Here is a 13,179-nt window from a genome sequence, read left to right as displayed (position 1 = left end):
AATATAGTATGGCTAAAGCAGTCATATTCATATATTCCAGTTATATGATAAAATAAATGAAAAATATCAATTATTTAGATGGAATTCATCTCTTAAAAGGATCGTATACATCCACTTTCTTAGAGCTACCCTTTTTCAATTTTTCGTTTAATAACCTTAGAATGGGCTGTAAATCTTCACCAATCGATAAGCACAGCACCTCTTTATTAAGATAATTGGCTAGGTGATTCTTTTTTTCAAAAATTTCTACTTTCCTCAATAAGTCGCATTTGTTTAATACTATAATTTCTTCTTTTTTAACAAGATCACTATTGTAAAGTTCCAGCTCATTGCGCATACAATTATAAGCTGAAACGACATTATCGTGAGTTACATCAATTAAATGCAATAAAATTTTACATCTTTCTACGTGTTTTAAAAATTTATGCCCGAGTCCAATTCCAAGGTGAGCATCAGTGATTATTCCAGGAATGTCTACTATTACAACTTCGCTATTATCCACTTTTGCCACACCTAAATGAGGCTTTATGGTAGTGAACGGATAGTCTCCTACCTTTGTATCTGCATTTGAACAGCGAGTTAAAAACTTCGATTTACCTGCATTTGGCATACCAATAATACCAACATCAGATAAAACTTTGAGCTTTAATACTACATATTTTTCTTCACCAAACTGGCCACAAGTAAAATGCCTTGGTGCCCTGTTAATAGAAGATTTAAAATTAGTATTTCCAAGTCCACCTTTTCCACCTTGCGCTATTAAAAACTCCATATCAGGCTTATTAAAGTCTAATATTATCTTCTCACTTTCTTCATCAATTATTTGTGTGCCGACTGGCACTTTAAGTACAATGTTTTTTCCTGCTGTACCAGATCTATCTCTACTCGCACCACTTTTTCCACTGCCTGCTTTAACGTGCCTCCTATAACGAAAATTAAGCAAAGTGTTGAGATTTGCATCGCTAACAAAAACTATGTTCCCACCCTTTCCTCCATTACCACCATTTGGACCACCAAATTCAACAAATTTTTCTCGACGAAAACTTACACAACCATCGCCGCCATCACCTGCTTTTAAATATAATTTAACCTCGTCTATGAAGTCCATGCTAACCCATAATAATATTTGGCATTTCTTTCTAATGTGCCTTCTATTCTTATTAGCTCATTATACTTTGCAAGCCTATCAGAACGCGATAGCGAACCAGTCTTTATTTGCCCACAATTTGACGCAATTGCTATATGAGATATCGTTGTATCTTCTGTTTCACCTGAGCGGTGAGAAATAACAGCTTTATAGCCACCTGATTTTGTCATTCCAATAGCAGTAAAAGTTTCTGTTAACGTCCCTATCTGATTTGGTTTGATTAGTACAGCATTTGCCATTTTTTCCTCTATCCCTTTACGTATTAGCTCACAATTTGTAACGAACAAATCATCTCCAACCAATTGAACTTTACTTCCTAGTTTTGCAGTAAGCAACTTCCAACCCTCATAATCGTCCTCACTCATCGCATCTTCCATGGAGGTTATCGGGTATTTTTCTACGAGGTTATAATAGTATTCAACCAGTTCTTCTGAAGTAAGCTCCTTATTTGCAAATTTGTAAATTTTATTTTTATAAAAAGTAGATGAAGCAACATCAAGGCCTAGTGCAAAATGATTCTGTGTTGAATAACTGGCAGATTCTATAGCATGCACAATCAAGTCAAGTGCTTCTTCAGTACTCTCAATATTTGGTGCAAAACCACCTTCATCTCCTACATTTGTGCTATAACCTCTTTTCCTAAGAATACTACGTAAGTTGTGAAACACCTCTGCAGACATTCTGATCGCTTCACTGAAAGCCTCAGCTCCAATAGGGAGAATCATAAATTCTTGAAAGTCAAGTTTATTGTCTGCATGGACTCCACCATTAATTATATTAATTAGTGGAAACGGCATAACATTTGCCTGCTCTCCTCCCAAATACCTATACAACGGCATTTTGAAACTGTTTGCTGCTGCTTTTGCAGATGCAAGAGATACCCCTAAAGTTGCGTTTGCCCCGAGCTTAGATTTGTTTCTTGTTCCATCCAACTCGATTAAAGCTTTATCGATTGTACTTTGGTCTGCTGCATCCATTCCAATGATTGCGTTCGCTATCACTCCATTGACTGCTTTAACAGCCTTCAGCACTCCCTTACCACAATACCTTTTTTCGTCTTGATCCCTCAATTCCAAGGCTTCTAGTTTGCCGGTTGAAGCTCCAGAGGGTACAGATGCTCTACCCGTTGCTCCATCACAGAGTTCAATTTCTACCTCAACAGTGGGGTACCCCCTGCTATCTAAAATTTCTCTTGCAAATACATTATTAATTATTCTTTTTGTCATATTAAATCTCCACTCCTGACATAAACACTACAGTTTCTCTTGCTAGTCTAGCTACATTAATACCAGCACCAATAAATAGTACAATATCGCCTGAATTTGTCGAATCACTGATAAAATTTGAAATGAGCAAAGCATCGTTCATAATCTTTACATTATTAAACCCGTTACTGATTAAAGCTTCTTGTATATCATCAATCCTACAACCAAGAATGGGCTTATCTTCTGGGGGATGAACAGGAACAAGGATTACATAGTCAAACATCATGAAAATCCGTATGAATTCATCAAAAAAATTACGAATACGAGCAAAACGAAACGGCTCGATAATGCCTATTATTTTCCCTTTAGTGATTGAACGTGCTGCTGTTAAAGTTGCCTGTATTTCACTTGGATGATGGGCATAGTCTTCAATTAACTTAACGTCTTTAATATCGGCCACTAAGGAAAATCTTCTTGCAACTCCTTTAAATTCCAAAAGGCCTTTTTTAATGTCCACATCATTGATTCCCAACTTTATTGCAACCGATATTGCAGCTAGAGCATTACTAACTTTATGCATTCCTATTGCGTTTGATAGCACTACATTTTTTATAATTCTGGATCTCAGTGATGTTATTTGAGTGGACGATAAAGGAAGAACTGCTGTCGTCTCAGTGCATGATGCTGGGATCCAGTGACTTCTGTCTATACTACAACCATCAATTAACACATCAAATTCTATGCTGTTATTATGTTGCCTGATGTTATTTGCTTTGACATTACTCGCTTTTATAGAACATGACGCCGATTTTTTTTTCTTGATTCCAATGTCATGCACTGGGACGACAAAGGGGGATTGGATGACAAAGGGATAAACACCTTCAAACCCAAACTTTATGGAAACACTTTCGCTATCATTAATTCCTACAGAATCAGGCAAAATTGCAAAATCTGCACTGTTTATAAATTGAGAAAATGCATTTTTGATATTATCAAATGTTCCATAATGGTCTATATGGTCATTATTAATACTTGTTATAACAGCAATATTTGCAGGAATTTTTAGCATAGTTTCATCAGATTCATCAGCTTCGATTAAAAGAATGTCACTCTTGCCAAGTTTTGAGTTATTTTGATAGGAGTTTAATATCCCTCCCACAATTACAGTTGCATCAGTATTAGAATGATCAAAAATAGAAGCAATCATGGCCGTTGTTGTCGTCTTTCCGCTTGAACCTGAAACTGCTATCACATACTTATCTTTCATAATTTCAGCAAGTATGCCTGATCTATGCAAAATAGTCTTATTGTTATTCCTCGCTGCAACTAACTCCACATTATCAGATTTTATGGCGGAAGAATATACAACTACTTGAGCTTGCTTAATATTATTGGCATTGTGACCAATATAGATCTCTATACCTAGCTTTTGTAATCTATCTACATTGTTGTTTGATTGAGCATCACTACCTTGCACTTTATAATTAGAATTATGGAGAATCTCAGCAATCGCGCTCATTCCAATTCCACCTATACCAATTATATGTATTATTCCTTTCTTAATACCATTCATATTTAGCAGTAGACTTTTACTTATTACTAAATTTATTATAGTATAATTTAAAATCCTCATGGTATCGAGCCCTTTCACTAAATACAATGATAAAAAATCTAGCCCTTCTATGCCTAACATTTATTTTGATAAGTAGTTGCAATTTTTGCAGCAGGTGTAATGATACTGCAGGTCATTATAAAATTGGTAATAGCTATACAATAAATGGTATAATCTATCATCCCAAACACTGTAACCATTACGAAGAGATAGGAGTAGCATCATGGTATGGAATAGAAGATCATGGTACACTTACAGCAAATGGTGAAGTGTTTAACCGTCACTTGATTTCTGCGGCGCATAAGACTTTGCCTCTACCCTGCTTTGTTCTCGTTACCAACTTGGAAAATGGGAAAAAGCTTGTTGTAAGAGTTAACGACAGAGGGCCATTTGTTGAAGGTAGAATAATAGACTTATCGGAAAAGGCGGCAAAAATTTTAGGGCTTCATAAAGCTGGGCTTGCAAAAGTAAAAGTGCAATATTTAAGGAAAATATCAGAGCAATTAATACAAAGAACTCCTCATTATAGAAAGCAGCATGAAAAAGAAATGCAGAAACGTCACCCGAAACAAGACAATGCGGAAAGTAAGGGATATATTGCATTTTTTGAAAATGCTCAGGCCGCTAAATCAGCTGCATCAAAGCTTCGTAACCAAGGAATAAAAAACGTTAGATTGCTTTTTAAAGACAACCAATATTGCGTGAAAGTGAGTGTGGTGAGAGTTGGATTACAGAATTTAGCAATGGTCGATTGAAAGGTTTGTTTAATAAGAAACGCTGGCTAACTATTGTAAATTAAAAATGTGATATAAAAAAGATATTAACAGTCGGTTTAGCATTATAGAGACAAAGATCAAAATTTATTTATTTACACCTCCGATTTTATCATGCATAATGGAAATAAAGATTTGTATTTTACGTTCTATCTCTCCATTATTCATGTAGGCAAGCTGAGTTAAAGCAACTGCTGGAGCTTGCAGAAAAAAAATGCTGCGTCTTTTATAGTAGTTAAAGGAAGACGTCGTATGGGAAAAAGTCATTTAATTCAAGAGTTTGGTAAGCATTTTGAGTAGTATTACTCATTTATAGGTTTGCTACAGAAAAGTATACTATAGTATCCCACAAAATTAATGAATTTTCTAGACAAGTTGCTAGACAATTTAGCACGTCTTTTGCTAGATATGGTGATTGGAGTGATTTACTGTGAACAGTTGGTAAATATCTACTATCTGGAAAAATGTTATTACTTTTTGATGAAATTTCTTGGATGGGCTCAAAAGATCCAACTTTTTTAGGATAAATAAAGAATTTTTAGGATACACAGCTAAAAAATAATACCAAGCTAATTTTTGTTATTTGTGGATCGGCTTCATCCTGGATCGAAAAAAATATACTTAATAGTGCTAGTTTTGTAGGAAGGATATTATTGACTATAACGCTTAAGGAGTTATTACTTTCTGATTGCAATAGGTTTTGGCCAAAAAATATTTCAGCATATGAAAAATTTAAGGTACTTGCAGTAATTGGTGGAATTATGAAGTATTTAGAAGAGGTAAATTTTAAACACTGTGCTAAAGAAAATATCAAAAAGCTTTGTTTTACAAAAGGTGTCTTTTTAGTTTAGATATTGCAACATGGACGCATTTCTAAGTATCTACATGAGCTTGAGCTTGCCTGTTTTTTATTGCAAAGGATCACACTTGGAATATGCAAGCAGGTACTGATTCACGATTAAGGAGCTGCAGACTTCAAGATAATTATTTAAGGTTTTATCTGAAATATATTAAAAAAATCTAGGAAAATTAATCTTAGCACTACTCTATGGGACTACTTGCATCTCTACCAGAGGGGCATACAATCATCGGACTTCAATTTGAAAATTTGATGCTTAACAATAGAAAGAGCATACCTAATATCTTAGGAATTGATGAAATAATAAGCGAAAATCTATTTTTCCAGAGGAAGACAGGTAATAGTGCTATTTATCAAATTGATTATATAATTCGAACTAAATTTAACACTCTTTACATTTGCGAAATCAAGTTTTCAAAAAATAGAATTGGTCATTCAATAATGTAAGAAGTACAAAAGAAAATAGATACACTAAAGCATCCTAAAGGCTTTTCATGCCATCCAGTCCTTATTCACATTAATGGACAAGTGATGATGTTATAGACAGAGATTAATTTTTAAACATAATTGACTTTGGAGAACTACTAAATTGTAAGTAACGTTTTTTGCTCTGCTTTTTCAACTTTGTGTTGTTTAACATTGGAGCAAGATTCCAGTACTTTCATGATATCTTTCTTGAACTCTTATATAACTAGTAGACTTTTTGTATGACTTAGCCTAAAAGGCAGAGGAAACTCTATAGTATTTATGTTTTTTCAGCGTTTCCTTATTCTAAACGCTAGCTGCTTTTTTGCAACTAGCCTTTAGTTATAGATATTTAAGAAATTTACTAAATAAAAAAAAGATAAAAAAGCTCTGGTTAGTATCTATTTTCAGTATTGGCATTTCTTAAGTCTTAAATGCTGCAGTCTAGCTGCTTTTCAATGCAACTTAATTGGGGTCATAAATATTTTAAAAATTTACCAAGCAGAAAAAAAGGCAAAAAAAACAGAGTAGTTAGTTACTAGCTCTTTGTTTAAAAATTTTGATGTTAGATGATGTCTTAAACGCTTTATAAGTATATTTCAGCTTGTATTAGGTAAGAACTATAGAAATTTTATAAAGACATACGGCGTACGTAGTACAAGGAATTAAACAATAGTACATCAAATACAAAACCTTCTTGTCATTTTAATTTGCACAGATTAGGAGGTTATATAAAATAGCCCTATTGCTAGGGTTAAGAGAGCTGACAAAGTGTGTCAAGTAATTTTTTGCGTTTCTGGGTAAACTATTTGAATGACTACTATAATAGCTGTGCTTGAGGAGTGAATAATATAAGAGTCCATTATCTTATCAGTTTGCTAGACGCCTGTACAGTTATTGGTACTATTAAGGTACTCCCTAATCTTTTTTAAATCCTCCCAAGCTAAACGTTTTTGCGCTGGTTGACGAAGTAAGTAAGCTGGATGAAATATAACAGCTGTGGTAATCGAATAGGATAAGTATTGATTAGTATACGTATGGAATCTGCCACGCAAAGTTGATATAGTTTTTGTGTTATCAAGAAGGCTATAACATGAGATACCTCCAACTAAAATGAGGATGTGTGGTGAAATTAGTGCGATATGTTTCTCAACGAATGGTCTGCACATGTCGAGTTCTAGATCAGTTGGCTTTCTATTGCCTGGTGGACGCCAAAATACAGTATTGCTTATGTATACTTTAGTGCGATCAAGATTGATTGCACTAAGCATCTTATCTAGCAACATTCCGCTTGCACCACAAAATGGTATGCCTTTAAGGTCTTCATTTGCTCCTGGAGCTTCGCCAACAAGCATAATTTTTGCACTTTGATTACCATCGGAAAAAACAGTATTGGTTGAAGTTTTTTTTATCTCACAACCTTCAAATGACTTAACTGCACTTCTTAGTTCATCCATGCTGTTACATTTACTTGCGAGTTTCCTTGCTTCAATTATCCAGTCACTTGGAAACATGGATTGCTGTTCTTTTTTTTGGACTTCAGCTTGAATGGTAGGAGATTGGATAGCTTTGCTATTTTTCTCTTTTTCCACTTTTTTTTCCTCGTTACCTTCTGTTAGTGTACAATCAATACCCACTTCATAGTAAAATTTTAGTAATTCTAAATCTTCATCTCTCATAGTGTCTCTTAAACTTTTCTGCTTTTTTCATAGCCATATCATACTTCAATTTAGATAAATGTCTAATATATAATATGCCGTTTAGGTGATCTAGCTCATGCTGGATACACCTTGCAAGCCAACCACTAGCTTTTAGTGTCTGTTCTTTGTTATTTAAGTCCTTATATTTCACAGTTAAATATTTTGGGCGTCTAATTTCATGACTTTGCTCTGGAATTGAAAGGCATCCTTCTTTGAGAATGACTTGTTCATCTGATAATTCTGTAATTTCAGGATTAATCATGCAAAATTTACCAGTGGATTCATATCCTACTGGTTCACCTTTAATATCCTCTAGCTGGATATCCATGACGAAAATTCTCTTTAGCACTCCAATTTGCACCGCAGCAAGACCAAGACCTTCTGCATTGTACATAGTTTCGAACATATCATTTACTAGTTCTTTAATTTTATCGTTTATACCTGTTACTTCACTGGCACGTGTAGTTAACCTTTCATCGGGAGCAACTACAATTGATAATTTAGGCATAAAATTATAATTCTATGTTTTATTTTTTCCTTTGTCCAGTATTTGGATATATTAAAATGTTGCTGTATTTTTGTAATGGAAATATAAATTATTAAAGGAAGCTGCCTAAATGAAATTATATAATAAGGTCAACTAATGTACTCTGCAGTAATAGTAAAACCCAAGAGAAATGTTTTTGCTGTTTTAGATATAGGTACAACGAAAATTATCTGTCTAATTGTTAAGGTAAGTGGCAACTTCAACTATAAAATAACAGGCACAGGTTATAAGATTGCAGAAGGTATAAATGGTGGATTAATAACTGACATAAAGTATGCAAGTTACTCTATTTCATCTACTATAGGTTTAGCTGAGCAAGTGTCAGAGGAAACTATAGACCAAATATATGTTAATATTGCCGGATGTGGAATCTTATCTTTCAATGTGCACAATGAGATTATTGCAGCTAATCATGAAATTTCTGACCGGGATATAAAACGTGTAATTTTTCAAACGTTTGAGAAATATATTGAAGAAAATGTTATTATTCACAATATACCGCTGAGATACCACTTGGATGATATGACTGATATAAGGGAAGTTAGTGGATTGTATGGAAAGAGATTATCTGCTGATGTTAATGTTGTCACTGCTTCGCGTCCGGCACTTACCAACATTGAAAATTGCATAACCAATAATAGCGGTATAAGTATGGCAGGTTGCATTGCTTCCGCGTATTCTGCAGGTTTTGCTTGTCTTAGTGAAGATGAAAAAGAGCTTGGAACTGCTATTGTTGATATAGGAGGTGGGTGTACTGCAATTGGAATTTTCAAAAGAAGCAAACTTATATATGCAAACAGCATCCCAATCGGTGGTGTTCATATTACTCGAGATATAGCTTATGGACTATGTACAAGCATAGAACATGCAGAGCGTATAAAAATACTGTACGGTAGCACTGTTGTAACTTCAATAGATGAGAATGAATACATTACAGTGCAAAGTAATGAGAATGATGAACAGGCTCGAATACCCAAATCTGAACTTGTTGACATCATAAGACCAAGGATTGAAGAAATACTTGAGTTGGTGAAAGAGCAATTTAGGAAGCAGAAAGATCCAATTAATAAAGTGGTTATCACAGGTGGCACCAGTCGGCTGGCAAGTATGAAGGAGATTGCAAGCTATATATTCAATAAACAAGTCCGTATTGGGTGCCCTGAGTCGTACGGTGGTCTTGATGGTGAATATAATAAGAATCCTGTGTTTTCTGCTGCCATAGGCTCTATAAAGTTAATAGTTGACACTTTTTATAAAAATAATCCTGATATGCTGGGTCAGGATGGTAAAATAAGTAAATTGTACCACTGGGTGAAATCAAAAGTCACAGTCTAGGCCCTATGGACAAGATTTTATAGAAGCAACATAAGAGCCCTAACAGGATTTGAGAGTCCCATAAAAACCTCAGTAGTTTTATCAAATCTGTAAAGATACGCCTAAGATGTGTAATTCATAGAAGTTTATGAATTACACAAAATATTCAATCTGATTTTTAACTTACAATTTTGAGCATTTGTCATTAATTTGATACGTATGGTTATGCGTTACGCACTGATTTTCTGGTCTAGTGGAAGCATATTGCAATGCTCGTGCAGTTACACGCTTGACACTGGAGCCTATGGGACTTACTTTGATAACTGACGAGCTATAAGCAAGGCTGTTAATTTTGCATAAGAATGTGTATGGTAACTACAATAATATACAGAAAATATGAGCATAACTTTACATTCACAAAAAGATTTTGAATTTATGCGTAAAGCTGGAAGATTAGCAGCTGAAACTCTTGATTTCATTGCACCATACGTAAAGGTAGGAGTAACAACTAATAAATTAAATGATCTATGTCATGATTTTATAGTCAAAGCAGGTGCAATTCCGGCACCATTAAACTATAAAGGATACCCCAAGTCGATTTGCACTTCGAAAAATGCTGTTGTATGTCATGGTATTCCTGATGATAAACCACTTAAAGATGGGGACATTTTAAATATCGACGTTACGGTGATTTTAAATGGTTGGTATGGTGATACAAGCCGCATGTTTTGGGCTGGCAAACCATCAATAAAAGCAAAACGCTTATGTGATGCTACTTATGTTGCATTGATGGAAGCAATAAAACAAGTTAAGCCTGGTAATAAATTGAACGAGATAGGGCTTGCTGTAGAAAAGTATATTAGAGATTTTGGCTATTCTATAGTACGTAGCTATTGCGGACATGGTATAGGAAAAGTCTTCCATGCGCCGCCTAATGTAGTACATTTCTATGATCAAGGTGAAAGCCTTGTATTAAAGGAGGGGATGTTTTTTACAATAGAACCAATGATCAACGCTGGAAAACATGAAACTCTGCTTAGTAGACTTGATAATTGGACAGTAACAACACGCGATCTTTCGCTCTCTGCACAATTTGAACATACGCTTGGAGTAACAGAGGATGGTGTTGAAATATTCACATTATCACCTAAAAATTGGCATTTTCCGCCTTATAACTAGATTCTTTCACAACTATATAAATATTATGATTTGAAAACAGGGAATGGAACTACAAAAAACTACTCAACAAACTTCACCAGCTTCCTTATTGTAACATTGAAGCTAATTATTTATCTTCTCTATACAGATTTAAACGACAAAAGACTCAATGTACTTGATGCCTCATATTTAATTTTTTGCACTATGTGCACCGTATATCTTTATAACCTTTCAGGTTTTTACTTAATATAATTGAAATGCGCTTGTTAAAGCATTTGACACAGTAAAAAATGCCAATTTAAAAAGATAGGTAGTGAATAATTAGCTAACAGGGTTTTTTACCTTTTTTCTGCTTAGTAATTTTTCTAACGTTTAAATTTAGATCAGCTATGACTTAAAAGGAGCTAGATTGGACGTTTAGAATAAAAAAATGCTAACTATAAAGTTAATATAAATAACTCGCCACCAACGGGTTTTTTGCCTTTTTTTCTATTTAAAAAATTTCTTAAATATTTGTAACTACCGTCGTTCCTTAGCGAGATCTAAAGATACTGTGGAGTATGATGAGGAATTGCCATTCCAGTGTGTTGAATCCCAATGTCGGAGCACTGGAATGACAAAAAGAGGGGAGTGGAATAAACAGCAAGAACGCTCACTAACATAGAAAATATAAACTTTCTCAAACTCATTGAGTTATGCTTTCAAAACGGTAGTACGGGATGTGAATATAATGATTACTAATATATAAAAGTCATAGCGAACAGACTTGAAGCGGCAGGCACTGGTGCAGTGAGACGAATAATATTTAGTATGCCTTCACGCTCGAAGAAGCCCATATGCGTAAGAGTAATAATTGTGAGCTATTCCCAGCGAAAAGCACTCGCTCGATACTAGGTGCGTAATGTAGTCTGATTGGTATAAAAAGCTATTTCTAGAAGTAGAACTATCCATAGAACAAAATACTAAGTATAAATTTCAAACAGTGCGGAGAGAATACAAAATTGCAACGTCTGTTGGGGGAACATTAACCAGCAAAGAAGGTGATTTTATTATTGTCAACGACCAACTGAGTTCCGCTCAAGCTTTAAGCGAAACGCTTAGAAAGCGTGCCACAAGCTGGTTTGATCAGACTTTAGTAACTAGGCTCAACAATAGAAAAAAGGAATAATTGTGCTTGTGATGCATAGGCTACATCAGGAAGATTTGAGCAAGATGAAGATAGATATAATATTCTGCAGCAGTTCAGATAGTTTTGCTTTACTTGAAAAATAACTTGCCGCATTCTATTTGTAGAATATCGCTGTATTAGGGCTTGTTACAACTACTAACCTTACTTATTATTATCACTTCAGTTGTATTTTTTGGTCATTTGGTTCCAGTAGAAACGAAAGCCTTTTTGTACTCAATGAGCTTAAGCATCAAAGAAACTTTGCTGTTTATAATGCCTCTTATTATTTTTATGTTAATCTTTAAAAGTTTATATTGTTACTTATTATGACAATCTTCTTATCAAACCTGGCTTCAAGTTCAATAGCTTATTTAATTGGGTATTTTATACTACAAAACACTTATTCAATACAAGATATAACGTATGAAGAAACAATTATTCCCTTATGGTTGCTTACACTACCTGCACTGCTTTCTAACTTTTATGCTCTCATTTGTGAACTTATATCCGGCATAGTGGTGTCTGTTTTGCTACCCAAAAAGAGCAAAGAGCTCTCGCACAAAATGTCAGGTTTAGCTCTGTTTATTCTGAAAGTACTCTTGACGCCGGTTATTCCGGTATTTGCACTTGGGCTTACTTTAAAAATGCAGCATGATTAGATTATATCTGCAGTATTTAAAGGTTGCTCAATAATTTTTGTGGTTATTACATTCGCAACTTACCTTTTATATTTTTCTCTTATATGGAGCTGCAAATTCATTCAAGATCACGAGCTGGATAATTAGCATAAGCAATATGATACCGGCATTTATTATCGTAATAAGTGCAATGTTTAGTAATGCAACTATGCCCTTTACTCTTGAAGAGAGCAAAAAAATGTAAAGCAACCTGATCTTGTATTATCTGTTGTACCAAATAACTGCTGGCTTTTACTTAATGGGAATTGTTTTTATTATAATATTATCAATGATAATTACTTCCGGTTATGTATATAATGTACTATATAACTTTCCTTCTCTATTTTTTGTTATTTAAATTTGCTATTGTTGCAGTTCGGCGGGAGGAATCATGGTAATGCTGCCTGTGCTTAAAAAGTACTTTAAGTTCTTTCCGAAAATGCTCTCGTTAGTCACAGCATTATATTTAGTGTTTGACTCAATAATAACTTCAGCAAATATTATGAGTAGTGGTGCCTTACTATAAGGTTTACAAAACTCTATGATAAACTCAG

Annotated in this window: 10 protein-coding genes and 1 pseudogene; 6 read left to right on the top strand and 5 right to left on the bottom strand. The window is 34.4% G+C overall.

Annotated features, from left to right (window positions below; genetic code table 11):
- Nucleotides 1-85 precede the first annotated feature (85 nt).
- The 3 genes from obgE to WBM_RS00725 are packed head-to-tail and all read right to left on the bottom strand — an operon-like array spanning nucleotide 86 to nucleotide 3,985.
- Entirely contained in the window at nucleotides 86-1,108 is a 1,023-nt protein-coding gene (obgE, locus tag WBM_RS00735; RefSeq protein ID WP_011256321.1) for a GTPase ObgE, read from the bottom strand.
- Nucleotides 1,096-2,373 (bottom strand): phosphopyruvate hydratase, encoded by a 1,278-nt coding sequence (gene eno / locus WBM_RS00730; protein WP_011256320.1) that lies wholly within the window; start codon nucleotides 2,371-2,373, stop codon nucleotides 1,096-1,098. Before eno ends, obgE begins: the two co-directional genes overlap by 13 nt.
- Nucleotide 2,374: 1 nt before the next feature.
- Nucleotides 2,375-3,985: a UDP-N-acetylmuramate--L-alanine ligase gene (locus WBM_RS00725; protein ID WP_041571373.1), complete on the bottom strand. Its 1,611-nt coding sequence runs from the start codon at nucleotides 3,983-3,985 to the stop codon at nucleotides 2,375-2,377.
- 26 nt (nucleotides 3,986-4,011) lie between these two features.
- Between WBM_RS00725 and WBM_RS00720 the strand changes: the two genes are divergently transcribed.
- The 3 genes from WBM_RS00720 to WBM_RS06100 all read left to right on the top strand — a co-directional run bounded on the left by WBM_RS00720 (nucleotide 4,012) and on the right by WBM_RS06100 (nucleotide 6,043).
- Nucleotides 4,012-4,719 (top strand): septal ring lytic transglycosylase RlpA family protein, encoded by a 708-nt coding sequence (locus WBM_RS00720; protein WP_050707657.1) that lies wholly within the window; start codon nucleotides 4,012-4,014, stop codon nucleotides 4,717-4,719.
- 671 nt (nucleotides 4,720-5,390) lie between these two features.
- Nucleotides 5,391-5,588, top strand: a complete 198-nt coding sequence (locus tag WBM_RS06105; protein WP_225416052.1) for a hypothetical protein — start codon at nucleotides 5,391-5,393, stop codon at nucleotides 5,586-5,588.
- A 197-nt stretch (nucleotides 5,589-5,785) separates the two neighbouring features.
- On the top strand, nucleotides 5,786-6,043 hold the full coding sequence (locus WBM_RS06100; RefSeq protein WP_011256317.1) for a hypothetical protein: 258 nt from the start codon (nucleotides 5,786-5,788) through the stop codon (nucleotides 6,041-6,043).
- An 896-nt stretch (nucleotides 6,044-6,939) separates the two neighbouring features.
- Here the strand turns inward: WBM_RS06100 and WBM_RS00710 are convergent.
- Nucleotides 6,940-7,740, bottom strand: coding sequence for a uracil-DNA glycosylase (locus WBM_RS00710; protein WP_011256316.1), 801 nt, complete (start codon nucleotides 7,738-7,740; stop codon nucleotides 6,940-6,942).
- Complete coding sequence (gene def / locus WBM_RS00705; RefSeq protein WP_011256315.1) at nucleotides 7,730-8,269, bottom strand: peptide deformylase; 540 nt, start codon at nucleotides 8,267-8,269, stop codon at nucleotides 7,730-7,732. The genes WBM_RS00710 and def overlap by 11 nt, the downstream gene beginning before the upstream one ends.
- A 135-nt stretch (nucleotides 8,270-8,404) precedes the next feature.
- Between def and ftsA the strand changes: the two genes are divergently transcribed.
- The 3 genes and pseudogenes from ftsA to WBM_RS06805 form a co-directional block, all read left to right on the top strand.
- Nucleotides 8,405-9,643, top strand: a complete 1,239-nt coding sequence (gene ftsA / locus WBM_RS00700) for a cell division protein FtsA (RefSeq protein ID WP_011256314.1) — start codon at nucleotides 8,405-8,407, stop codon at nucleotides 9,641-9,643.
- 375 nt (nucleotides 9,644-10,018) lie between these two features.
- Nucleotides 10,019-10,801, top strand: a complete 783-nt coding sequence (map, locus tag WBM_RS00695; RefSeq protein WP_011256313.1) for a type I methionyl aminopeptidase — start codon at nucleotides 10,019-10,021, stop codon at nucleotides 10,799-10,801.
- A 648-nt stretch (nucleotides 10,802-11,449) separates the two neighbouring features.
- Nucleotides 11,450-11,989 (top strand): annotated as a pseudogene (locus WBM_RS06805) (terminase); the annotation flags it as partial.
- Nucleotides 11,990-13,179 lie beyond the last annotated feature (1,190 nt).

The organism is Wolbachia endosymbiont strain TRS of Brugia malayi (assembly GCF_000008385.1).
Taxonomy (GTDB): Bacteria; Pseudomonadota; Alphaproteobacteria; order Rickettsiales; family Anaplasmataceae; genus Wolbachia.
The sequence above is the reverse complement of the archived record's forward strand: the minus strand, read 5'-3'. Positions and strand labels throughout refer to the sequence as shown.

What these genes read in the sequence shown, in the direction of transcription:
- eno (WP_011256320.1), bottom strand. Translation starts at nt 2,373, where the DNA reads ATGACAAAAAGAATAATTAATAATGTATTTGCAAGAGAAATTTTAGAT.
- obgE (WP_011256321.1), bottom strand. Translation starts at nt 1,108, where the DNA reads ATGGACTTCATAGACGAGGTTAAATTATATTTAAAAGCAGGTGATGGC.
- WBM_RS00725 (WP_041571373.1), bottom strand. Translation starts at nt 3,985, where the DNA reads ATGAGGATTTTAAATTATACTATAATAAATTTAGTAATAAGTAAAAGT.
- WBM_RS00710 (WP_011256316.1), bottom strand. Translation starts at nt 7,740, where the DNA reads ATGAGAGATGAAGATTTAGAATTACTAAAATTTTACTATGAAGTGGGT.
- def (WP_011256315.1), bottom strand. Translation starts at nt 8,269, where the DNA reads ATGCCTAAATTATCAATTGTAGTTGCTCCCGATGAAAGGTTAACTACA.
- ftsA (WP_011256314.1), top strand. Translation starts at nt 8,405, where the DNA reads ATGTACTCTGCAGTAATAGTAAAACCCAAGAGAAATGTTTTTGCTGTT.
- map (WP_011256313.1), top strand. Translation starts at nt 10,019, where the DNA reads ATGAGCATAACTTTACATTCACAAAAAGATTTTGAATTTATGCGTAAA.
- WBM_RS06100 (WP_011256317.1), top strand. Translation starts at nt 5,786, where the DNA reads ATGGGACTACTTGCATCTCTACCAGAGGGGCATACAATCATCGGACTT.
- WBM_RS00720 (WP_050707657.1), top strand. Translation starts at nt 4,012, where the DNA reads ATGATAAAAAATCTAGCCCTTCTATGCCTAACATTTATTTTGATAAGT.